This window comes from Methylobacterium sp. TK31, from assembly GCF_055361545.1.
Map to the genome: position 1 here is coordinate 3,743,827 of NZ_CM143964.1, position 20,975 is coordinate 3,764,801.

20 protein-coding genes and 1 riboswitch are annotated in these 20,975 nt (G+C 71.3%); of the genes, 8 read left to right on the forward strand and 12 right to left on the reverse strand.

The genetic code is table 11. From position 1 onward, the window contains the following. From ACXJY8_RS17355 to ACXJY8_RS17365, 3 genes are all read right to left on the reverse strand, one after another. On the reverse strand, window positions 1–936 hold the full coding sequence (locus ACXJY8_RS17355) for a hypothetical protein (protein WP_463771222.1): 936 nt from the start codon (window positions 934–936) through the stop codon (window positions 1–3). 308 nt (window positions 937–1,244) lie between these two features. Further along, window positions 1,245–1,646, reverse strand: a complete 402-nt coding sequence (msrB, locus tag ACXJY8_RS17360; protein ID WP_463771224.1) for a peptide-methionine (R)-S-oxide reductase MsrB — start codon at window positions 1,644–1,646, stop codon at window positions 1,245–1,247. Window positions 1,647–1,761: 115 nt separating this feature from the next. Further along, a complete protein-coding gene (locus ACXJY8_RS17365) occupies window positions 1,762–2,847 on the reverse strand; it encodes a YihY/virulence factor BrkB family protein (RefSeq protein WP_463780737.1) in 1,086 nt (361 codons plus the stop codon). A 586-nt stretch (window positions 2,848–3,433) separates the two neighbouring features. Between ACXJY8_RS17365 and ACXJY8_RS17370 the strand changes: the two genes are divergently transcribed. Further along, entirely contained in the window at window positions 3,434–5,131 is a 1,698-nt protein-coding gene (locus ACXJY8_RS17370) for a methyl-accepting chemotaxis protein (RefSeq protein WP_463771229.1), read from the forward strand. A 94-nt stretch (window positions 5,132–5,225) separates the two neighbouring features. Here ACXJY8_RS17370 and ACXJY8_RS17375 read toward each other — a convergent pair whose 3' ends face one another. From ACXJY8_RS17375 to ACXJY8_RS17385, 3 genes are all read right to left on the reverse strand, one after another. After that, window positions 5,226–6,755 (reverse strand): malonate--CoA ligase, encoded by a 1,530-nt coding sequence (locus ACXJY8_RS17375; protein WP_463771232.1) that lies wholly within the window; start codon window positions 6,753–6,755, stop codon window positions 5,226–5,228. Window positions 6,756–6,873: 118 nt separating this feature from the next. Continuing rightward, entirely contained in the window at window positions 6,874–8,280 is a 1,407-nt protein-coding gene (locus tag ACXJY8_RS17380; protein WP_463771234.1) for a malonyl-CoA decarboxylase, read from the reverse strand. Window positions 8,281–8,427: 147 nt separating this feature from the next. Beyond that, window positions 8,428–8,625: a hypothetical protein gene (locus ACXJY8_RS17385; protein ID WP_463771237.1), complete on the reverse strand. Its 198-nt coding sequence runs from the start codon at window positions 8,623–8,625 to the stop codon at window positions 8,428–8,430. Between the two features lie 542 nt (window positions 8,626–9,167). Here ACXJY8_RS17385 and ACXJY8_RS17390 point away from each other — a divergent pair. Further along, window positions 9,168–10,358 (forward strand): MFS transporter, encoded by a 1,191-nt coding sequence (locus ACXJY8_RS17390; protein WP_463771239.1) that lies wholly within the window; start codon window positions 9,168–9,170, stop codon window positions 10,356–10,358. 7 nt (window positions 10,359–10,365) lie between these two features. Here the strand turns inward: ACXJY8_RS17390 and cobD are convergent, their stop codons facing one another. Next, entirely contained in the window at window positions 10,366–11,370 is a 1,005-nt protein-coding gene (gene cobD, locus ACXJY8_RS17395; protein WP_463771241.1) for a threonine-phosphate decarboxylase CobD, read from the reverse strand. A 12-nt stretch (window positions 11,371–11,382) separates the two neighbouring features. On the opposite strand from cobD, the gene cbiB reads away from it, so the two are divergent. Both cbiB and ACXJY8_RS17405 read left to right on the forward strand, forming a co-directional pair. Next, window positions 11,383–12,384 carry an adenosylcobinamide-phosphate synthase CbiB gene (gene cbiB / locus ACXJY8_RS17400; protein WP_463771245.1) on the forward strand — a complete coding sequence of 334 codons (1,002 nt, stop codon included), beginning with the start codon at window positions 11,383–11,385 and terminating at the stop codon, window positions 12,382–12,384. Next, on the forward strand, window positions 12,381–13,523 hold the full coding sequence (locus ACXJY8_RS17405; protein ID WP_463771247.1) for a DUF3616 domain-containing protein: 1,143 nt from the start codon (window positions 12,381–12,383) through the stop codon (window positions 13,521–13,523). Before cbiB ends, ACXJY8_RS17405 begins: the two co-directional genes overlap by 4 nt. Here the strand turns inward: ACXJY8_RS17405 and ACXJY8_RS17410 are convergent. From ACXJY8_RS17410 to cobU, 5 genes are all read right to left on the reverse strand, one after another. Next, window positions 13,510–14,853: an MFS transporter gene (locus ACXJY8_RS17410; protein ID WP_463771250.1), complete on the reverse strand. Its 1,344-nt coding sequence runs from the start codon at window positions 14,851–14,853 to the stop codon at window positions 13,510–13,512. The genes ACXJY8_RS17405 and ACXJY8_RS17410 overlap by 14 nt on opposite strands. A gap of 66 nt (window positions 14,854–14,919) precedes the next feature. Continuing rightward, the gene (locus ACXJY8_RS17415; RefSeq protein WP_463771252.1) at window positions 14,920–16,374 is read right to left on the reverse strand and encodes a cobyric acid synthase; all 1,455 of its coding nucleotides are present in this window, start codon (window positions 16,372–16,374) and stop codon (window positions 14,920–14,922) included. Continuing rightward, window positions 16,371–17,087, reverse strand: coding sequence for a hypothetical protein (locus ACXJY8_RS17420; RefSeq protein WP_463771255.1), 717 nt, complete (start codon window positions 17,085–17,087; stop codon window positions 16,371–16,373). The genes ACXJY8_RS17415 and ACXJY8_RS17420 overlap by 4 nt, the downstream gene beginning before the upstream one ends. Next, window positions 17,087–17,698: a cob(I)yrinic acid a,c-diamide adenosyltransferase gene (gene cobO / locus ACXJY8_RS17425; RefSeq protein WP_463771259.1), complete on the reverse strand. Its 612-nt coding sequence runs from the start codon at window positions 17,696–17,698 to the stop codon at window positions 17,087–17,089. The genes ACXJY8_RS17420 and cobO overlap by 1 nt, the downstream gene beginning before the upstream one ends. Continuing rightward, window positions 17,695–18,207, reverse strand: coding sequence for a bifunctional adenosylcobinamide kinase/adenosylcobinamide-phosphate guanylyltransferase (cobU, locus tag ACXJY8_RS17430; protein ID WP_463771261.1), 513 nt, complete (start codon window positions 18,205–18,207; stop codon window positions 17,695–17,697). The genes cobO and cobU overlap by 4 nt, the downstream gene beginning before the upstream one ends. Window positions 18,208–18,313: 106 nt before the next feature. Next, a riboswitch (cobalamin riboswitch) is annotated at window positions 18,314–18,506 on the forward strand. A gap of 56 nt (window positions 18,507–18,562) precedes the next feature. On the opposite strand from cobU, the gene ACXJY8_RS17435 reads away from it, so the two are divergent. Genes ACXJY8_RS17435 through cobW form a run of 4 tightly spaced genes read left to right on the forward strand, consistent with a single transcriptional unit; the run spans window position 18,563 to window position 20,974 of the window. Beyond that, on the forward strand, window positions 18,563–18,739 hold the full coding sequence (locus ACXJY8_RS17435; RefSeq protein ID WP_055947494.1) for a CbtB domain-containing protein: 177 nt from the start codon (window positions 18,563–18,565) through the stop codon (window positions 18,737–18,739). Between the two features lie 27 nt (window positions 18,740–18,766). Beyond that, window positions 18,767–19,522 (forward strand): CbtA family protein, encoded by a 756-nt coding sequence (locus ACXJY8_RS17440; protein ID WP_463771266.1) that lies wholly within the window; start codon window positions 18,767–18,769, stop codon window positions 19,520–19,522. Further along, window positions 19,515–19,943: a DUF1636 family protein gene (locus ACXJY8_RS17445; protein ID WP_463771268.1), complete on the forward strand. Its 429-nt coding sequence runs from the start codon at window positions 19,515–19,517 to the stop codon at window positions 19,941–19,943. Before ACXJY8_RS17440 ends, ACXJY8_RS17445 begins: the two co-directional genes overlap by 8 nt. After that, entirely contained in the window at window positions 19,940–20,974 is a 1,035-nt protein-coding gene (gene cobW / locus ACXJY8_RS17450) for a cobalamin biosynthesis protein CobW (protein WP_463771270.1), read from the forward strand. The genes ACXJY8_RS17445 and cobW overlap by 4 nt, the downstream gene beginning before the upstream one ends. The last annotated feature ends 1 nt before the right edge of the window (window position 20,975 follow it).

Below are 20,975 nucleotides of genomic sequence, written 5' to 3' on the forward strand. Positions count from 1 at the left end.
TCAGGTCTGCTGCGTGCGGCGCGGACGGACGGTCCAGCGCTCGAACTCGGCGGCGATGTCGTCCTCGCCGCGCGCGCCGCCCTTGGGCTGGGGCTGCGGATTACCGAGGGCCTGCGACAGGCTCTCGATCACGTCGTCGATGCGCGAGTCGATGTGGGGTGCGGTCTCGGCCTGCGTCTCGGCTCCGCCGTCGGGCTGCCCGTGGGCCTCGGCGGCCTCGGGCTCGGGTGACGCCTCCACCGGGGCGGGCTCATCGGCCGGCGGCGCCGGTGCGGGCGCGGCCTCGGCGGCGACGGGAGCCGCCACCGCGCTGCCGCCCGCGACCCGGCGCAAGGCCTTCATCATCCCGTCGCCGTCGCCGGTGCTGACATTGGCGCTGGCCTTCGGAGCACCGTAGCGGCCGAAGCCGAAGCGCGGCTCGATGAGGTCCAGCACCGCTTCGAGGGCGGCGTTGGAGAGGCCGATCTCGCCGGGCTGCGGGACGCCCTGGAGCGCGACGGCATGGCGCTCGTAGCTCGGATCGTCGGAGACCTCGGGGCCGAACCAGGCCGGAACCGCGAAGCCCTGAGCCTCGTCGGCCCCGTCGAAGGAGACGCTGACGAGGTCGAATTCCCCCGGGGCGACGTAGCGATCGACCAGGGCCTCGCGGCCTCCGCCGAGGGCCAGCGCCGTGCGGTCATAGGCGGCCTTGCCCGAGCAGACATCCATCAGCGCGTCGCCGTGGGCACGCGGCACGTCGGTGCGCTCCTCGCTCGAACTCCCGTCCGGCGCCGTGGTCACCAGGACGAGGTGGCAGGTCTGCCCGTCGACCCGCACGTAGGAGACGCGGCCGGCCTGGGGGGCGAAGTAGCCCTCGCTGATCCGGGCGCCGCCGCGTTCCTTGCGGATCAGGCGCACCAGGGACGGGGCCACGAGAAACCGGCGTACGAGGCTCATCGACATTCTCCGCGAGGTCGGTCAACCCGGGGGCGTGGGTCCGGGTGGACGCTGACGTCAGGGCCACCGGCCGCCCGCGGGGCGGACAGGCCGGCTTCCAGGTGGTTCCCCGCACCGGACCCGGCGGCCCTCCGCGCGGAACGATGACATAGGATACGATCTGTGATCATTCCCAGCGTTGCCGGGACGGATCGGACAATAATTCTTCATCTTGGACTAAGCAAAACGACGGCGAAATCAAGACCACCGCCGCCGTCGCCCCGCCTCGTCTCCCGATCCGTCCCCATCGAAACCCGCCGGTGCGCCTCTCACGCTTCCGGTTCGAAGCGCAGCGAGAGGCCGTTCATGCAGTAGCGCAGGCCGGTGGGCGGCGGCCCGTCGTCGAAGACATGGCCGAGATGGCCTTTGCAGCGGGCGCAATGGACCTCGGTGCGGGTCATCCAGTGGCTGCGGTCGACGGTCGTCTCAACCGCATCGTCGAGGGGATCGAAGAAGCTCGGCCACCCGGTGCCGCTCTCGAACTTGGTGCCGGTGACGAAGAGCGGCGCGTCGCAGCCGGCGCAGTGGAAGACGCCCGGCCGCTTCTCGGCGTTGAGGCAGCTGGTGCCGGCCCGCTCGGTGCCGTGCTCGCGCAGCACGCGGTACTGGTCCGGCGTGAGGATCTCGCGCCATTCGGCTTCGCTGCGGGTCTGCACATCGTCCGTGGGCATCGAAGATCTCGCGGGGGATGACGTCGAGGGAGAAGACATCGGGCTTGCACTCCTGAAAGGGGCCGGGACGCTGCCCCTTAGATAGGCGCCCGGTGCCGCCGCGGGGAGGCCACCCTCAGGCCACCGCCCCGAGGGTGTCGGCCATGCGCGCCCGGCGTGCGCCCATGGGCCGTTCGGGGCCGGTGGTGGTGTCGCGAGCGGTCTGGTGCTCCATCTCGGCGTTGATCTCGCCGCCGAGCAGCACGATCGTGGTGGAGATCCAGATCCAGGTCATGAAGCCGATGGCGGCCCCCAGGGAGCCGTAGGTCTCGTTGTAGTTGCCGAAACTCGAGACGTACCAGGAGAACAGGATCGAGGCGAGGAGCCAGAGCAGGCCGGCCACCGCGCCGCCGACCCCGACCCAGCGCCAGCGCGGCCGCTGGCGGCTTGGGCCGTAGCGATAGAGCAGGGAAAGTCCTCCGAGCAGTACGACGAGGAGGGCCGGCCAGCGCAGGAGGGCGACGACCCAGGCGGTGTCGCTCAGGCCCACGAACTTGAACACCACCGGCAGCACCACGATGCCGGTGAGCGCCAGGATGGTGAAGACGAGCGCCCCGATGGTGAAGGTAAGGGAGCGCAGGTTCAGCATGACGAAGGAGCGCTTCTCCTCCTCCTCGTAGACCACGTTCAGGGCATCGAACATCGCCTTCATGGCGGCATTGGCGCTCCAGAGCGAGAGCAGGAGGCTGGTGAAGAAGGTCAGGCCAAGGGTGCCCGTGCCCTTGGCTGCGATGCGCTTGACCTGATCGCCGATGATCTCGATGGCGCCGGAGGGCAGCACCCCCTGCATGCTGGCCAGATGCTCGTTGATCGAGCCGACATCGGCGACGAGGCCGTAGCAGGAGACCAGGGCCGCGATGGCGGGGAACAGCGAGAGCAGCGAGTAGAAGGTCACGCCCGCCGCGACCGACAGGACCCGGTCCTGATTGAACTCCAGATAGACCCTGTAGAGGATGTCCTTCCAGCCCGCGGCGGTGATCTCGGTGGGCGAGCCGGCGGCCCGGCCGCGCGCGACCTGGGTCACCGCCGCCTCTTCCGCCGCCGCCCCTTCGTACGAGCGGGCGCCCTGGCCGGAAGACGGCGTGGAGGATGGCGGCACCGGCCCGGCGCGACGCGGTCCCTTCGGAGCGGCCGCGAGGGCGATCAGGGCCGTTCCGAGCATCAGCGTCCAGAGCACGGAGCCGGTGGCGCCGGAATCGGACGTGGGGCGGGGCGTGGACGACATCGGAACACCGGACAAGAGAGACGCGTCGATTCGGCGCGATCGCTCAACGTGAGGCAGGCTTGGCCGTTCCGAGATTCGGCGGCGATGCCCGCCTCTATTTCGCGCTTCGACGGGGCGCGACGGGTTCGCGGAGTGCCTCGGGCGGCGATCTCCACGGGGACGGGCGGCTTCGCTGAAACAGAGCGGTCAGGCGATCCCCGACATCATCAATCAGCGGCCCATGGAAGTATCGACCGGTCGTTCGGAGACGAAACGCCCTCGGACCATGATCTCAGTTTACGGTTGTCGTGCCTGAACGAGGATTGGTCACGCAGATACGAGAACGAATCGTCTGCAATCATTCGAAGATCTTGCAGTGCATGACGCGATACAAATCCCGATCGAGATATTCGAAACAATCACAATATCAAATCTTACACCACTATAAATCTATAATTATATCGGATTTTTAACGATCATACCCTATGAAATCCTCCGTTCATCCAAATTTCCTCCAGATTCATCAGTCCTCGGAGTTGAGAACGTGAGACTCGTCAGACAAGCCAGCGTGCTGGTCAAGATCGCCATTCCCCTCGTCGCCCTGGGTATCCTGGCGATCGGACTCGTCCTCTACGCACGCGTCAAGCTGGAGGCGGTCGCGGCCCAGACGCGGGAGTTCATCGAAGTCCTCAGCGTACGCCAGGAGGCTTATCTGCGGTATCAGATGAACCTCTCCGAGGCCGGCCTGATGTCACGGAACATAATCCTGGAGACGAAGCAGGCTGAGATGGCGAGGTACAAGGGATTGTACCAGGCCGCCAGCGAGAGGGCCTACCAGTCCGTGAACACGCTGGCGAACCTGGCGGAAACGCCGGCGCGCCGCAAGATTGCCGAAGAGCTGCGCGGGCTGACGGATTCCTATCTGTCGGTGCTGAACCGCTCCGTGGAATACGGGCTGCGCAACGACAACGCCGTCGCGACCGAGATCCTCCTGCAGGAGGCTCCGGCCGCCCGAGCCCGGCTGAACACGCTGGTGGACCAGCGCACGCGGATCATCGCGGAACAGATGCAGGCCGGGAAACAGGCCCTCGACGCAGAGGTGTCCAGCACGATTGGACGCCTGATCGCGTTCACGGTCATCGGCCTGGGGCTCGCCGCCATCCTGTGCGGCAGCATCGTCGTCTTCGGGATCACCCGGCCGCTGGCGCGCCTCGTCGCGATCCTGCGTCGCATGGCGCAGGGCGAGATCGACGCCGACATCGCCGAAGCTCGGCGCGGGGACGAGATCGGTGCGGTCGGCAAGGCCGTGGACGGCATCAAGACCATGGTCGCCCGGAAAGCCGCCGAGGACGCCGAGGTCCGGCGCATCGCCGAGGAGGCCGCGGCCGCGGAGCGCCGCCGCACGATGATCGAACTGGCCGACAGCTTCGAGGGCGCCGTCGGCGGGATTATCGGCATGGTCTCCTCCTCGGCCACCGAGCTGCAGGCGACCGCCCAGACCATGACGGCGACGGCGACGCAGACCGCCTCGCAATCCACCAGCGTGGCGGCCGCCGCCGAGGAGGCCGCGGTCAACGTCAACACGGTGGCGGCGGCGGCCGAGGAGCTCGGCTCGTCGGTCCAGGAGATCGGACGCCAGGTCACGAACTCGGCCTCGCTGGCGCAGGCCGCGGTCTCGGAGGCCGATGCGACGGCCGGCCTCGTCCAGGAGCTCAGCGGTGCGGTGAGCCGGATCGGCGACGTGGTGAGCCTGATCTCGACGATCGCCAGCCAGACCAACCTGCTGGCGCTTAACGCCACCATCGAGGCGGCCCGCGCCGGCGAGGCCGGCCGCGGCTTCGCCGTGGTGGCCGCCGAGGTCAAGGAACTCGCCAACCAGACCGCCCGGGCCACCGGGGAGATCTCCCAGCAGATCGGCCACATCCAGGGCGCCACCGGGCAGGCGGTCTCGGCGATCGGCTCGATCACCGCGCGCATCCGCGACATCAACAGCGTGGCGGCGGCGATCTCGGCCTCCGTCGAGCAGCAGAGCGCGGCCACCCAGGAGATCGTGCGCAACGTCGCCCAGGCCTCGGCGGGCACCACCGAGGTCACCAGCAACATCACGGGCGTGGCGAGCGCGGCCGAGGAGACCGGCGCGGCCGCCGGACAGGTGCTCGGCGCCGCCGGGGAACTGTCCCGCCAGTCGGAGCACCTGAGCACGGAGGTGCATCGCTTCCTCGCGACGGTGCGGGCCGCCTAGGATCGCGCCTCCGCCGCCGCCGCTTCCGGGCAAGAACCGCCGGACACGGCGGTTCCGGGCCTGGCCCGGGCCTTCGGGCCGGCCCGCGCGGAGGTTATCCGCGGGGCGCGCCGTAGAGGCCGGCATGGGCCTCCCGAAGGAGGTTCTTCTGCACCTTGCCCATGGTGTTGCGCGGCAGTTCCTCGACGAAGAGCACGCGCTTGGGGCACTTGTAGCGGGCGAGGCGGCCCTCGAGGGTGCGCAGGATCGTGGCCTCGTCGGGGACGCCCGAGCCTCCCACCACCACCGCGGTGACGCCCTCGCCGAAATCGGCGTGGGGCAGGCCGATGACGGCGGATTCGATCACGCCCGGGAGGGCGTCGATCTCGTTCTCGATCTCCTTCGGGTAGACGTTGTAGCCGCCTGTGATGATGAGGTCCTTGCCGCGTCCGACGATGTGGACGTAGCCCTGCCCGTCGATCTTGCCGAGGTCGCCGGTGACGAAGAACCCGTCGGCCTTGAACTCGGCCGCCGTCTTCTCCGGCATGCGCCAGTAGCCCTGGAACACGTTCGGGCCCTTCACCTCGACCATCCCCACGGCGGCGGTGCCGAGGAGCGCGCCGGTCTCGGGATCGACCACCCGGACGCTGACCCCGGGGAGCGCCGGACCGACCGTGCCGGCCACCCGCGGCCCCGCATAGGGGTTCGAGGTGTTCATGTTGGTCTCGGTCATGCCGTAGCGCTCAAGGATCGCGTGACCGGTGCGGGCCTCCCAGTCGCGATGGGTCTCGGCCAGCAGCGGGGCCGAGCCGGACACGAAGAGGCGGATGCCGGCGGTGACCTCCGGCGTCAGCCCGGCCTCCTTCAGGAGACGGGTGTAGAAGGTCGGAACCCCCATCATCGCGGTGGCGCGCGGCATCAGCGTGAGCACCTGGGCCGGGTCGAACCGCCCGAGGAACAGCATCGTGCCGCCGGTGGCCAGCACGGTGTTGGTGGCCACGAACAGGCCGTGGGTGTGGAACACCGGCAGGGCGTGCAGCAGCACGTCCTCGGCCGTGAAACGCCAGGTCTCCGCCAGGGTGCGGGCGTTGGAGGCCAGGTTCTCGTGGCTCAGCATGGCGCCCTTGGAGCGCCCGGTGGTTCCCGAGGTGTACAGGATGGCGGCGAGGTCGTCCGGGCCGCGAGCGACGTCGGAGAAGGCCTCCGTCTCGGCGTCGGCGGCCTCAGGCAGGCTCCCGTGTCCCTTCCCGTCCAGGGTATGCAGCACCGGCACGCCGGCATCGCGGGCCACGGGCGCCAGGGCTTCCCGCTTGGCCGGATCGCAGACGAACACCGCCGGCTCCGCATCGCCGAGGAAGTAGGCGATCTCGGTGGGCGTGTAGGCGGTGTTGAGCGGCAGGAACACCGCTCCGGCGCGGACGGCGCCGAGATAGAGGAACAGGAAGTCCGGGCTCTTCTCGGCCTGCACCGCCACCCGGTCCCCGGGCTTCACCCCGGCCGCCGCCAGGGCCGCCGCGTAGGCGCCCGAGCGCACGATGAGATCGGCGTAGGAATAGCGGGCGCCCTCGCCGGTCTCCAGGAACAGCTTCGCGGCGGGATCGGCCGGCAGGTTCTGGCGAACGAGGTCGAAGAGGTGATTGGTCATCGGCGTTTCGGACATGGTGGGGACGGATACGCTGTCGATCGTCGGTTTCCTACGATCTTCGGTTCGCTCCATCGAAATGGCAGGACATGCGGCGCCGCTCGAGCGCGGCCCGGGTGGATCAGGCCTCGGCCAGGGCCACCGCCCGCATCGGCGGCAGGTTGCTCCGAAGCTCGCGGCTCACCGCGCCGGAGGCGGCGACGGTGCCGAGATTGGCGTAGGTCTCGTGGTTCTTCTCGATGGCCGAGAGGTCGTAGAGATAGTTCACCATCAGGCCGCGCGACTGGGCGAGGCCCTTGGCCGAGACGTCGCCGAGGAAGTTCAGGCGCTCCAGCCGGGCGCCGTTGCCGAGGTGGAAGCGGGCCACGGGGTCCAGGGGCCGCCCACGCTCGTTCTTGGCGCGCAGGAAGTAGGCCGCCGCCGCCGGGATCATCGCCTTGCGCACGGCCTCGCACTTGGCCTTGTCGCTCTGCCAATCCGGCTCGTCGATGACGCGCAGGGCCTCGACGTCTTCGCGGGTCAGCCCCTGCGGCGCGTCGGAGCGACGCTCACGGTCGAGCCAGGCCGAGAAGCCGGGCACCGGCGAGAGGGTGACGAAGGTCTTGAGGCTCGGGATCTCCCGGGCGAGGTCCTCGACCACCTGCTTGATCAGAAAGTTGCCGAAGGTGACCCCGGCCAGGCCCTTCTGGCAGTTCGAGATCGAGTAGAAGATTGCGGTGGTGGCCGCCTTCAGGGGCAGCGGCTCGCGCTCGTGCGCCAGGATCGGCGCGATGGCGGGGGCGATGCCGGCGGTGAGCGCGACCTCGACGAAGATCAGCGGCTCGTCGACCAGGGCGGGATGGAAGAAGGCGAAGCAGCGCCGGTCGGTCGGCTCGATCCGGCGGCGCAGATCGTCCCAGCCGGTGATCTCGTGCACCGCCTCGTAGCGGATGATCTTCTCAAGGATGTGGGCCGGCGTCGTCCAGTCGATGTGGCGCAGCACCAGGAAGCCGCGGTTGAACCACGAGGCGAACAAGTGCTTGAAATCGCTGTCGAGGCTGTCGGCGGCGTCGATGAGGTCGGGATCGGCCTCCTCGCGCCGCAACTCGCGGCGAAGGCCGAACAGGTCCTCGCGCATCCGCACCAGGGCGCGGGTGCCGTCCCGGGCGAGGTTCAGGCGGCGGATGAGCTCCTGGCTGCGCGGCTCGGCCGCGTCGTGGAGAGCTCCGAGGGCCGCCCGGGTCGGATCGGCCCGGTAGGCGGCGATCGCCTCGTCCACGGCGGCATGGTCGGCGGTGAACTCGGTGGCGACGAGCCGCAGGAAGCTGGCGCGCTCCGGGGCCGCCAGGGTGGCGTAGCGCTCGAGGATGAGCCGGGCCAGCGCGACGCCGGAGGCCTCGCCGCGGCGGGAAATCAGGTCCTCGCAGAGCTTGACCAGTTCCTGCGCGCTCGCGCGGACCGCGAGGTCGCCGCGCCCGATGCCGATGAGATCCCGGCCGCGGTCGCTGATCGTCTGGAGCAGATCACCGAAGAAAGAGATCGCCGCCATGGCCCGCTGCCTGCCCCCTCGCTGGCGCCCGACCCGGGCGCGCCGGAGCCCCGCACGTCGTGGGGTCTCGGCTCGGCCGCTACCTTAGGGCGGCGGCGCGCGCAGGACCAGAGACCGTGGCCGTAAAGCGGTACCCGGCATGAGCCTTCACGCCTCCCCGGACGTGGCGATCTCCGCTTGGTCGGCCCGCTCGCGCCAGTCGACGACGCCGTGCTGACGGGCGAAGCGCAGTTCGGCAGCGCGCAGGGCCCGCATCGGGTCGCGGGCGCGGGTGATGTCCACCGAGCCGACCGTGAACGGCACCCCGAGGATCTGCTTGGCAAAGTTGACGCGGTAGGTCGCCATTCGGAACTCCCTGGTCGATAAGCGAAGCGTTGACTCTCTGAAAGGCTTGCCGATCCGGAAGTCCCGCCGGACGCCGACACGACCTCCCTGAACGCTGCGACTCACCGATTCCCACTGCAATCAGAGCGCAAGTCGCGACGGATTCCAAGTGCAGGCCGCACGCGGAACCTTCGCAATTCAGGTCGCCCATAACATACGGTATATGGGAATCCTGAAATCCCGCGAAAACCACCCCGCGACGACATGGCCGCGCCCGGTCTACCAAGACAAACCCCGGACTTCGGCAAGAGAAGGGCAAGATCGAACCGGACGGCGGTGACGGTCACGGCCGGCCGAGGGCTTCGCGCTAGACCGAGCCGGGTTGCCGAAGCCGGCCCGCAGGCTTAACCGGGCTGCGGATGCCGACACCGGCGCTTCGATCCCGTTGCGCCACCGGCTCCGCCGACCTCCGAGATCTTACTCATGTCCATCGACATCTGTCCGTCGTCACGCCCGCACGCGCGCCGATCATCCGGCGGGGGCCGTCGCGCAGGGAACGCCGCATGACCGGCGACACGCCGGGCGGCGCGACCGGGAGTCACGGATTCACGCCGCGCGCGCGGCTCGGGCTGACCCTGATCGCGGGCGGCGCGGTCGCCAACATCTACTACAACCAGCCGCTGCTCGGGCTCCTCGTCGGAGATTTCGGCGAGCGCGCCGCCCTCTGGGTCCCGACCGCCTCCCTCGTGGGCTACGGGCTCGGCATCCTCGGGCTCGTGCCGCTGGGCGACAGCCTGTCCCGCCGCACCCTGATCATCGGCCAGACCCTCGGGCTCGCGCTGGCGCTCCTCGCCGCGGCGCTGAGCCCCAACCTTGCCTGCCTGGCGCTGTCCAGCCTCGTCATCGGCTTCCTCGCCTCGGCGGCGCAGCAGGCGGTGCCCTTCGCAGCAGAACTAGCCCCGGACGCCACCCGCGGCAGCGTGGTGGGCCAGGTGATGACCGGCCTCCTCACCGGCATCCTGCTGGCGCGTACCGCCAGCGGCCTCGTCGGCGCCCAGTACGGCTGGCGTGCAGTGTTCTTCGCCGCGGCCCTCGTGGCACTGGCGATGGCCGGTATCGCCGCCGCCACGCTGCCGAAGATCCCGCAGACCCGGCCCCTGCGCTACCGCGCCCTGATGCTGTCGATCCTCCACCTGGTGCGCATCCAGCCCGTGCTGCGCCGGTCGAGCCTGTCGCAGGGCCTGCTGTTCGCGAGCTTCAACGCCTTCTGGGCGACGCTCGCCCTGCTGGTCGAGGCGCCGCCCTTCAACCTGACGGCGGCCGGCGCCGGCCTGTTCGGCGTCATCGGTGTCGCGGGCGCCTTCGTGGCCCCGCTCTCCGGCCGCTTCACCGACCGGCGCGGTCCCCGGCCGATGGTGGTCGTCGGCGCCCTCTTCGTGGTCGCGGCCTTCGTGGTGCTGTGGGCGGGGGGCGCCTGGTCCCTAGTCGCGGTGGCGCTCGGGGTGCTCCTGATCGACATCGGCCTCAACGCCGCGCTCATCGCCAACCAGACCCGGGTCTACGCCCTGGTGCCGAGCGCCCGGGGCCGGATCAACACCGTGCTGTTCACCGTGATGTTCGTGTTCGGGGCGCTCGGGGCCTTCGCCGGCTCCCAGGCCTTCCTCTTGGCCGGCTGGTCCGGCGTCTGTGCCGTCGGCATCCTGCTGGCGGGTGCGGGCTTCCTCGTGAACGTGCTGGAGCCGAGAGGCGCCTGATCCCCCTTCACCGGAGGATGCGCGACAGCCGGCACCAGGCCGCCCTGTCCGCCGCCAGGCCGAAGCGCAGGCGCGCCGGTGCCTCGGGGAAGCGCCGGACATAGATCCCGGCCGCGCCGAGGCGGTCGTAGAGTCCTGCCGCGTCGGGAAAGTCGGCGCTGCGGAACAGGCAAGTGCCGCCGACGGGCGTCCCACCGGCCCGCAGGATCATCCGGTCGAGGCGCGCCGCATCCGCCGCCCGGGCGACGGCCGCCGCCCGGCGCCAGGAGACGTCGGCGAGGGCGGCGCGCCCGATGGCCAGTGCCGGACCCGAGACCGCCCAGGGCCCGAGCGCCTCGGCAAGGGCGGCAGCGAGGGCCGGCTCGCAGAGGGCGAAGCCGAGCCGGATGCCGGCGAGCCCGTAGGTCTTGCCGAACGAGCGCAGGACCACGAGACCCGGACCGAGGAAGGGCCCCAGGGTCTCGATCGGCTCCAGATCGGCGAAGGCCTCATCGACCACGAGAAGGCCGCCGCGGCCGGCGAGTTCGCCGGCGAGCGCCCGCAGCGTTCCCGTCTCCCAGGTTCGCCCGTCCGGATTGTTGGGATTCACGACGACGACCACGTCCGCCTCGCGGGCCGCCCCGAGCCCCGGCACCGTCGCGACGTCGTGGCCGGCCCGGCCCCAGGCGGCGGCGTGCTCGGCATAGGTCGGCCCGACCACGGCGACGCGGGCGCGCGCCGCCAGGCGCGGCAGGGTCTCGATCAGAATTTGGGTTCCGGGCGCGGCGACGATCCGCTGCCGATCGGCCACGCCGTAGGCATCGGCGGCGGCCGCGTGCAGGGCGTCGAGGTCGGCGGCCGAGGGCAGGCGCCGGAAGGCGCTGGCGTCGAGGGCCGGACACGGATAGGGCACCGGATTGATCCCCGTGGAGAGATCGATCCAGGGCTCGGGCGCCCGCGGGAATGCGCGCCGGGCGGCATCGAGGTCGCCGCCATGGGCGATCGCCTCCCCCGTCCCCGGGCCGCGCGCCATCACCGAGACCGCATGTCCTGGACCGCCCTCACCCATCCGCCCGATACGCTCATCGTCCTGGTGCTCGCCCTCGCCGTCGAGGCGGCGGCCGGCTATCCGGACCGGCTCTACAGGGCGCTCGGGCATCCTGTCACCTGGATCGGCGCGCTGATCGGGACCCTCGACCGGCACTGGAACCGGGGCGGGCCCGCCCGCCGCCGGCGCGCGGGCGTGGCCGGTCTCCTGGTGCTCCTCGCCATCGTCGGCGGCCTCGCCCTCGCGCTGACCGCGCTCGCCGGGGCCGCCGGCTTCCTGCCCGCGCTCCTCGTTCTCGCCCTGCTGGCGGCGAGCCTGCCGGCGCAGCGCAGCCTCCACACGCACGTCGCCCGGGTGGCGGCCGATCTCCGGCGCGACGGGCTCGCGGGCGGGCGCGTCGCGGTGTCGATGATCGTCGGGCGCGATCCCGAGAGCCTCGACGAAGCCGGCATCTGCCGGGCGGCCATCGAGAGCCTTTCCGAGAACTTCTCCGACGGCATCGTGGCGCCGGCCTTCTGGATCGGGGTCGGCGGCCTGCCGGGCGGCGCGCTCTACAAGGCGATCAACACCGCCGACAGCATGATCGGCCACCGCACCCCGCGCCACGAGGCCTATGGCTGGGCCGCCGCCCGCCTCGACGATCTCGTCAACCTTCCGGCCTCGCGGCTGACCGCCCTGCTCCTCGTCGCCGCCGCCACCCTCCATCCCGGCGCCTCGCCCGGCGATGCCTGGCGCGCGGTCCGGCGGGACGCGGGCCGCCACCGCTCGCCCAATGCCGGCTGGCCGGAGGCCGCCATGGCCGGCGCGCTGGGGCTGCGCCTCGCCGGCCCCCGCACCTACGGCACCACCCGCGTGGAGGATGGCTGGATGGGCGACGGGCGCGCCGAGGCGACCCCCGCCGACGTGGAGCGGGCACTTGCGCTCTACCGCACGGCGTGCGGATTCCTGTTCGGGCTCGCCCTCCTGATCCTCGTCCCCCTCAAGGTTGCCCTCGCATGATCCGGTCGAAGACGACGCGCCCCGGGCGATCCAGGGTCCTGGCGCTGGCCGCCCTCGGCGTTGCGCTCTCGATACCCGTCCGCGCGGCCGAGACCGCGCCCACCCCCTATGCGGTGACGCGCCACTTCGACGGCGAGACGACGGGCGACAGGGCCTACGACCTCAGCGGCATGGCCTGCCGCCCGGCGGACGCGGACGGCACCCGCCTCTGCGTCGTCGTCAACGACGAGAACCGCGGCGCGCAGTTCGCCCGCCTCGGCGAGACCACGCTGACGCCCGGCGCCACGGCCTACGACCTCGGAACGACGCCCTCCCCCGACATCCGCGGCACGCCCCCCGCGCAGTCCTGGTGCAGCGGCGGCGCCGGCAAGTTCAACCAGCTCGACGGCGAGGCCGTCGCCTATGCCGAGCCCTACTTCTACGTCACCGGGTCGCATGGCTGCACCCGGGGTAAGCGCAAGTACAAGCTGTCGTCGATGATCCTCACGCGGCTACGCCCGAACGCCGACGGCACCGCCGCCGCGGAGACGGTGAGCACCTACCGCCTGTTCGACGCCCTGATGGCCGCCGGACCAGTGCGCGACTTCGTGCTGCGCGACCTCGAATTCGACTGGAACGCCTTGCCGCCGGAGGGCACGCCGCAGCCGAACGGGCTGAACGTCGAGGGCCTCGCCGTCCTGGGCGGCCGGCTCTATGCGGGCCTGCGGGCGCCGAGCCTCAACGGCAAGGCCTTCCTCGTCTCCGTGCCTGTCGAGGCGCTGTTCGCGGAAGGTCCCGGCCCCCTGTCGGCCGAGGTCACCACGATCGTACTGGAGGCCGGACAGGATGCGGGCATCCGCGACCTCTCCGTCCTGCCCGACGGTCGATTGCTGGTGCTGACGGGCTCGTCCCGCAACGGCCTGCCGGTGCCCTATCGGCTGTCCCTCGCCGAACTGCCCTCCGGGACGCTGACCCCCGTCGCCACCCTCGCCCCGGTCAGCGGCGAGAACGAGAAGGGCAAGGTCATCGACGGCAAGGCCGAGGCCGTGGTCCCGCTCGGACCGGGCCGGGTCCTCATTCTGTTCGACAGCCTCCGGAACGGGGCGCCGCACGCCTACGCGGTGCCGATCCCGAAGATCGGAGCGCCTACGCCCCCTTGAGGCTCGGGCCGGCCTCCGCCGCCACCCGGCGCGCGGCGTCGCGGCGCAGGGCCGAGAGCACGACGAACATCAGGCTCGCGCCGAGGCCGAGGCAGGCCGCCAGGAAGTACATCGGCGCGAGGTTGCTGCCGGTCTGGTCGCGGATGAACGGCACGGCGTTCTGCGCGACGAAGCCGCCGAGATTGCCCACGGAATTGATCGCCGCGATGCCGGCGGCCGCGCTCGCGCCCTTGAGGAAGGTCGCCGGCAGGGACCAGAACACGGGCTGGGCGGAGAACACGCCGGCGGCGGCGACGCAGAGGCAGGCGAACTTCAGCACCGAGCCCGGCAGCAGGACGCTGAGCACCAGCGCCAGCGCCGCGACGAGGCCCGGCACCACCACGTGCCAGACCTGGTCGCCCGTGCGCGCCGCCCGCTGCGGCACCCACCACAGGGCCAGCGCCGTGATCAGCCACGGGATGATGTTGATGAAACCGTTGACGGTGTTCGAGACCTCGAAGCTGCGCACCACCGTGGGCAGCCAGTAGCTGAGGCCGTAGGCGGCCAGCGGGAAGGCGACGTAGACGGAGGCGAGCATCCAGACCCGCCGGTCGAGGAGGGCCGCGAAGGGGTTGCCGTGCTCGACCTTCCCGCCCGATTCCCGCTCGGCCGCGAGGGTGCGGCTCAGCCAGTCGCGTCCCTCCGGCTTCAGCCAGGGTGCTTGTTCCGGCCCGTCGGGCAGGATGCGCAGGACGATGACGGCCAGCGCCAGGGCGGGTAGGCCGGTGGCCACGAACACCCATTGCCAGCCCTTGAGGCCGAGGGTGCCGTCGAGGTCGAGGAGCGCGCCGCCGATGGCCGCGCCGACCGCGTTGGCGAGCGCGCTCGCGATCATGAACCAGCCGATCATCCGCGCCCGGTGCGATTGCGGGAACCATAGGGTCAGGGCGAACAGGACACCGGGGAAGAACCCCGCCTCCGCCACCCCGAGCAGGAAGCGGAGGATGTAGAACATCGTCGTGTTCCGGGTGAAGCCGAGCAGGATGGTGATCAGCCCCCAGGTGAGCATGATCCGGGTGAACCAGCGCCGGGCGCCCACCCGCTCCAGGATCACGTTGCTGGGCACCTCGAACAGGAAGTAGCCGAGGAAGAACAGCGACGCCCCGAGCCCGTAGACGCTCTCGCTGAGGCCGAGATCGCCCACCATCTGCAACTTGGCGTAGGAGATGTTCTGCCGGTCGATATAGGCGATCAGGTACATCACCCCGAGGAGCGGCATCAGCCGCAGCGTCACGATGCGGATCGTCGCCTCGGCGACGCGCGCATCCACCTGGGGAGGGGCCGGGCTCATCGGATGCTTCCTCATCGCGCCCGTTCGGTGCGGGCGTTCCGGAGCCGAGCCTAATCCGTTCGGCCGCTACAACGCCAGGGCGAGCAGCGCGTCGCAGGCGACATGCGCCTCCAGATGATCGGCCAGCCGGTCGAGCACCGCCTCGACACCGGCCTCGTAGGCCAGCCCGCTCGGAGCCGCCCCGAGACGGGCGAGCCAGGCGCCGCGCTGCCGGTCGTCGGCGAACAGGCCGTGAACGTAGGTGCCGGTCACACGGCCGTCGGCCGAGACCGCGCCGTCGAAGCGCCCGTCCGCGAGCCGGATCGCCGGGCGCACCGTATCCGGCCCGGTGGTGTCGCCCACATGCATCTCGTAGCCCGAGAAGGGCACGCCATCCGGCAGGCTGGTGCCGGTGACCGCGGCGAGGTGCTTGACCGGCGTCATCACGGTTTCGATGTCGAGGAGCCCGAGGCCCGGCACGGAGCGCGGCGCCCCCTCGATGCCGTGCGGGTCGTCGATGCGCCGGCCGAGCATCTGGTAGCCGCCGCACAGCCCGAGCACCCGCCCGCCGCGCCGGACATGGGCGCGCAGGTCGATGTCCCAGCCCTCGGCGCGAAAGGCCTCGAGATCGTCGATGGTGGTCTTCGAGCCCGGCAGCAGCACGAGGTCGGCCACCGGGATCGGTTCACCCGGGCGCACGAGCACCACCGCCACGTCGGGCTCGGCCCGGAGCGGGTCGAGATCGTCGAAATTGGCGATGCGCGGCAGCACCGGCACCGCCACGACCTTGCGCCGGGCCGCCCCGGCGCCCGAGCCGGCGAGCCCGAGGGCGTCCTCGGCCGGCAGGCGGGCCGCGTCGGGAAAATGCGGGATCAGACCGAAGCTCGGCCAGCCGGTCGCCTGCGCGATCGTCGCCATGCCGTCGGCGAACAGGCTCGGGTCGCCGCGGAATCGGTTGACGAGGAAGCCCTGGATCATCGCCGCATCGGCGGGGTCGATCACCGCCTTCGTGCCGACGAGGCTGGCGATGACGCCGCCCCGGTCGATGTCGCCGAGCAGGATCACAGGCGTGCCGGTGGCGCGGGCGAACCCCATATTGGCGATGTCGCCGGCCCGCAGGTTCACCTCTGAGGCCGAGCCCGCCCCCTCCACCACCACGAGATCGGCTTGGGCCTTCAGGTGCGAGAAACTCTCCAGCACGGAGGCGAGGAGGCGCGGCTTCCAGGCCTGGTAGTCCCGCGCCTTGGCGGTGCCGACCATGCGGCCCTGGACCACGATCTGGCTCCCGGTCTCGCTCTGGGGCTTCAGCAGCACCGGGTTCATGTGCACGGAGGGCGCAACCCCGGCCGCCCGCGCCTGCAGCGCCTGGGCCCGGCCGATCTCGCCGCCATCCGCGGTAACGGCGGCGTTGTTCGACATGTTCTGCGGCTTGAACGGCCGCACCGCGAGCCCCCGCCGCGCGAAGACCCGGCACAGCCCGGCCACGATCAGCGACTTGCCGACATCCGAACCGGTGCCCTGGATCATGAGGGCGCGGGTCATGGCGAAGGCCGAGCTGCCGCGGGCGCGGCGCAGGCCGGATCGGCCGGCCGCGCGGCGCGATGAAAGGCCAGGATCGCGGCGCCGTAGGTCTCGACGACCTCGGAAAACGGCACCCGCTCCGCCGTGAACAGCACGGCCCGGTGCCGGAACAGATGGGCCGGGATCGCGAGGTCGCCGCAGGTCGCCGCCGGGGGCGGCGCCTGCTCCCACCCTTGCGGCAGGGGCTGCCACAGGAACTCCGCGCCGATGGTCTGCCGAGTCGTGTGGAGGGCCTGGACCGCGCGGCCGAACGGCGTGTCGGTGGTCTCGAGGAGACGGTTCATCTCCGGCGTCAGGCGCTCGGGCACGTACCAGTTGTCCGCCTCCGACAGGACGTGGTCGCCGCAGGCGAGCCTCACCCGACGGTAGCGGAGGACCGTGTCGGACCCGGCATTCAGGCGCCGGCGCGTCTCCTCCGAGGCCGGCTTGTCCGCATTGCGCGCCAAGTTCGCCACGACCCGGGGCGTCGCGGCCATGCCGTGCTCGGCGCACCATCCCTCGAGAGTCGCGGTGGCGGAGCGGCTGGCGAGCAGGCGGGCGTTCAGCCCCTCCATCACCGCCAGGGCCTCGACGCGGCTGAGATAGGTCGCGGGCCAGGACGGCGCCGGATCGGCACGGATCCCGTCCGCGCCGATCACCATGGACAGCGCGAGCGCGACAGTGGCCGCCCGCATCAGAACTCGATCCCCACTTGCGCCTTCACCCCGGCGGCGAAGTGGTGCTTCACGGATGTCATCTCGGTGACGAGATCGGCGGCCTCGATCAGGGCCGGCTTGGCGTTGCGGCCGGTGACGACGACGTGGAGGTCCGGGCGGCGCGCCCGGAAGGCCGCCACCACGGCGGCGAGGTCCAGGTAATCGTAGCGCAGGGCGATGTTGAGCTCGTCCAACACCACGAGGCGGATCGTCGGGTCGGCCATGAGGTCGAGGGCCTTGGCCCAGGCGTGCTCGGCAGCGGCGATGTCCCGGGTCTTGTCCTGGGTCTCCCAGGTGAAGCCTTCGCCCAGCGTGTGCCAGTCGATCCGGTCGCCGAAGGTCTTCAGGGCGTGCTTCTCGCCGGTGTCCCAGGCGCCCTTGATGAACTGCACCACCCCGACGCGCCAGCCGTGGCCGAGCGCCCGCAGCATCAGCCCGAGGGCCGCCGTGGTCTTGCCCTTGCCCGGGCCGGTATTGACGATGAGGAGCCCCTTCTCGATCGTCTTCTCCGCGACCTCGGCGTCCTGCACGGCCTTGCGCTTCTCCATCTTCTCGCGATGGCGCACGGCCTCCGTCTCAGCGTCGTTCATGGGGTGGCTCCGGTTTGGGGTTTCACGACCAGGGGAAGGCCTGCCACCATGAGGACGACGCGGTCGGCCCGGGCCGCGAGGCGCTGGTGCAGGCGCCCGGCCGCATCGCGAAACCGGCGGGCGAGGGCGTTCTCCGGCACGATCCCGAGCCCGACCTCGCTGCCGACCAGGACCACCGGGCCGGGCGCCGCCGCGCAGGCCGCCAGCAGCGCGACGGTGGCGGCCTCGATGTCGGCCTCGGACAGAATCAGATTGGTGAGCCAGAGGGTCAGGCAATCGACCAGCACCGGCCCGGTCGCGGCGGCGACCGCCTCGGCCAAGGCGAGCGGCACGTCCTGCGTGATCCAGCCCTCCGGGCGGCGGGCGCGGTGGAGCGCGATGCGCTCCCGCATCTCGTCGTCCCAGGCTTGGGCGGTGGCGAGGTAGAGCCACGGGGCCGGGCAGGCTTCGATCAGCGCCTCGGCATGGGCGCTCTTGCCCGAGCGCGCGCCGCCGAGCACAAGGGTCATACGGGGAGTCGGGTGCGGCATGCAGAACGCTGTGCCCGAATTCGGGGCCTCCGGTCAAAGGCGGGAAACCCGCGCGGGCCGCGTTGTCAGCGCACCGGCAAGCGCGTAGAAGCATGGATCGGACGGTGCCCCGGCAACGGGGTGAAAAGGGAATGCGGTGAGGGGGCGACCCTGAAACCGCGGCTGCCCCCGCAACTGTGAGCGGAGACGGGACTGCCATCGGCCACTGGAGCCATCCGGGAAGGCGGCAGGACCAGCGACCCGCGAGCCAGGAGACCTGCCGCCCGAGAGTGGACCTGCCGTCCACCCGCTCGATGCTTGACGGCCGCCGGCGGGGCGGCCAGGAGATGACCCGATGTCGACCAACACCCTCGTCCTGACCGGCACCCGCACCAACGAGCGCCTCGGCGCCGTCCTCGTGGCCGCCTTCCTCGGCCTCGGCCTCGTGTTCATGGCGGGCTTCGCCCCGGCGATGGCGCTGCACAACGCGGCGCACGACTTCCGCCACAGCCAGAACTTCCCCTGCCACTGAGCGCCTGCGCTTAAGGCAGACAATCCCATGATCATCCGGCTCGTGTCGGCGGCCCTGGTCGCCGGCTTCCTCGCGGCCGTCGTCGCGACGGGTCTGCAACTCGCGCTCACCTCGCCGCTCATCATCGCGGCCGAGCGCTACGAGACGCAGGCCTCCGCGGCGTTCGCCCTGCCGACCCCCGCCTCGCTGATCGTGCGCGTCCATGGTGGGCACTATCACGGCCCCCGCGACCCCTCTGTGGCGGGCGGCGAGGTTGCGCCCGAATGGCAGCCCGGCCCCGGCCTGCCGCGCATGGCCTTCACGGCGCTCGCCACCCTGGTGGGCGGCGTCGGCTACGCGCTGCTGCTCGGCGCCGTGCTCCTCGCCTGCAACCGCGAGCCCAGCCCCGAGGCCGGCCTGCGCTTCGCCATCGGCGGCTTCCTCGCGGTGGCGCTGGCCCCGGCGCTGGGCCTCGCGCCGGAACTGCCCGGCATGGAGGCCGCGCCCCTGGCCGACCGCCAGTTCTGGTGGTTGATGACGGCCGCCGCCACCGCCATGGGCCTCTACCTCATCGCGATCCGGCGGGCGCCGATCACCATCGCGGGCGGCATCGTCCTCCTGGTGGCACCACACCTGGCCGGCGCGCCGGAGGCGAGCCACGCCGCCTCGAACCTGCCCGCGTCCTACGCGGCGCAGTTCGCCGCTCGCTCGCTCGGCATCGCCTTCGTGTTCTGGGCGGTGATCGGGCTGGCCTATGGCTGGGCCTGGGGCCTGTTCGGCCGGAATCGGCCGGTCCATGCCTGAGCCGGAATCCATCGCCCCCGTCACGCTCTACGTCTGCGCCACCTGCCGGGCGGCCGGCGACGTCTCCGAGCCGCGCGCCGGCGCCCGCCTGCTCGCCGCCCTCCAGGAGGCGGTGAGCACGGGCGCCCATCCGGGCATCACGGTCGAGGGCGTCGAATGCCTCTCGGTCTGCAAGCGCCCCTGCACCGTGGCGGTGGCCTCGCAAGGCCGCTGGACCTACGTCTACGGCGACCTCGACCCGGTCGCCTCCGCCGGCACCATCCTGGACGGCGTCGCGCTCTATGCCGAGACGCCAGACGGCCTCGTGCCGTGGAAGGCGCGACCCCAGGAATTCCGCAAGGGCGTCGTCGCCCGCATCCCGCCGTTCCCCGCTCCCCTGCCGCCGGTCGCGGCGACACCCCATCCGGACGCCGCCGAATGACCCTCGTCGCCAAGATCCCCTGCACCATCGTCACGGGCTTCCTCGGGGCAGGCAAGACCACCCTGGTGCGCCACCTCGTGGAGAACGCGAACGGCCGGCGCCTCGCCATCATCGTCAACGAGTTCGGCGATATCGGCTTTGACGGCTCATTCCTGGCGGCCTGCGGCATCGAGGGCTGCGGCGACGAGGACATCGTCGAGCTCGCCAACGGCTGCATCTGCTGCACCGTGGCCGACGACTTCGTGCCGGCCCTGAACAAGCTCCTCGACCGGGCCGATCCGCCCGAGCACATCCTGATCGAGACCTCGGGCCTCGCCCTGCCAAAGCCCCTCGTCCAGGCCTTCCAGTGGCCGGCGATCCGCTCGCGAGTGACCGTGGACGGCGTGGTGGCGGTCATCGACGGTCCCGCGGTCGCGGCCGGCTTCTTCGCCGACGACCCGGCGGCGCTGGCCGCCCAGCGCGCGGACGACGCCAGCGTCGACCACGACAATCCGCTGGAAGAGGTGTTCGAGGACCAGCTCCTCTGCGCCGACCTCGTGGTGATGAACAAGGCCGACCTCCTCGACAAGGCGGGCCGCGCCAAGGTCCGCGCCGAGGTCGCCGGGCACCTGCCCCGCGCCGTGAAGATGGTGGAGGCCGAGCACGGCCGCCTCGACCCGCGCGTGATCCTGGGAATCCAGGCGGCGGCCGAGGACGATCTCGACGCGCGCCCCTCCCACCACGGCGAGGGCGAGGACCACGACCACGACGACTTCGCTTCGGTGGCGTTGCCGGTGACGGCGACGGCCTCCGCCGAGGACCTCGCCATCCGCGTCGCGCGCGCCGCGGAGACGGAGGGCGTGCTGCGCATCAAGGGCTTCGCCGAGGTCACCGGCAAGCCGATGCGCCTCGTGGTCCAGGGCGTCGGCGCCCGCATCAGTCACCATTACGACCGCCCCTGGAAGGCCGCCGAGCCCCGCGACGGCCGCCTTGTGGTCATCGGCCTCAAGGGCTTCGACCAGGGCGCCGTCGCCGCCGCCCTGGCGGGATAAG

Bases quoted from the DNA above. Each gene is read 5' to 3' on its own strand.
- ACXJY8_RS17355 (WP_463771222.1), bottom strand. From the start codon at position 936: ATGAGCCTCGTACGCCGGTTTCTCGTGGCCCCGTCCCTGGTGCGCCTG.
- msrB (WP_463771224.1), bottom strand. From the start codon at position 1,646: ATGCCCACGGACGATGTGCAGACCCGCAGCGAAGCCGAATGGCGCGAG.
- ACXJY8_RS17365 (WP_463780737.1), bottom strand. From the start codon at position 2,847: ATGCTCGGAACGGCCCTGATCGCCCTCGCGGCCGCTCCGAAGGGACCG.
- ACXJY8_RS17375 (WP_463771232.1), bottom strand. From the start codon at position 6,755: ATGACCAATCACCTCTTCGACCTCGTTCGCCAGAACCTGCCGGCCGAT.
- ACXJY8_RS17380 (WP_463771234.1), bottom strand. From the start codon at position 8,280: ATGGCGGCGATCTCTTTCTTCGGTGATCTGCTCCAGACGATCAGCGAC.
- ACXJY8_RS17385 (WP_463771237.1), bottom strand. From the start codon at position 8,625: ATGGCGACCTACCGCGTCAACTTTGCCAAGCAGATCCTCGGGGTGCCG.
- ACXJY8_RS17390 (WP_463771239.1), top strand. From the start codon at position 9,168: ATGACCGGCGACACGCCGGGCGGCGCGACCGGGAGTCACGGATTCACG.
- cobD (WP_463771241.1), bottom strand. From the start codon at position 11,370: ATGGCGCGCGGCCCGGGGACGGGGGAGGCGATCGCCCATGGCGGCGAC.
- cbiB (WP_463771245.1), top strand. From the start codon at position 11,383: ATGTCCTGGACCGCCCTCACCCATCCGCCCGATACGCTCATCGTCCTG.
- ACXJY8_RS17405 (WP_463771247.1), top strand. From the start codon at position 12,381: ATGATCCGGTCGAAGACGACGCGCCCCGGGCGATCCAGGGTCCTGGCG.
- ACXJY8_RS17410 (WP_463771250.1), bottom strand. From the start codon at position 14,853: ATGAGCCCGGCCCCTCCCCAGGTGGATGCGCGCGTCGCCGAGGCGACG.
- ACXJY8_RS17415 (WP_463771252.1), bottom strand. From the start codon at position 16,374: ATGACCCGCGCCCTCATGATCCAGGGCACCGGTTCGGATGTCGGCAAG.
- ACXJY8_RS17420 (WP_463771255.1), bottom strand. From the start codon at position 17,087: ATGCGGGCGGCCACTGTCGCGCTCGCGCTGTCCATGGTGATCGGCGCG.
- cobO (WP_463771259.1), bottom strand. From the start codon at position 17,698: ATGAACGACGCTGAGACGGAGGCCGTGCGCCATCGCGAGAAGATGGAG.
- cobU (WP_463771261.1), bottom strand. From the start codon at position 18,207: ATGACCCTTGTGCTCGGCGGCGCGCGCTCGGGCAAGAGCGCCCATGCC.
- ACXJY8_RS17435 (WP_055947494.1), top strand. From the start codon at position 18,563: ATGTCGACCAACACCCTCGTCCTGACCGGCACCCGCACCAACGAGCGC.
- ACXJY8_RS17440 (WP_463771266.1), top strand. From the start codon at position 18,767: ATGATCATCCGGCTCGTGTCGGCGGCCCTGGTCGCCGGCTTCCTCGCG.
- ACXJY8_RS17445 (WP_463771268.1), top strand. From the start codon at position 19,515: ATGCCTGAGCCGGAATCCATCGCCCCCGTCACGCTCTACGTCTGCGCC.
- cobW (WP_463771270.1), top strand. From the start codon at position 19,940: ATGACCCTCGTCGCCAAGATCCCCTGCACCATCGTCACGGGCTTCCTC.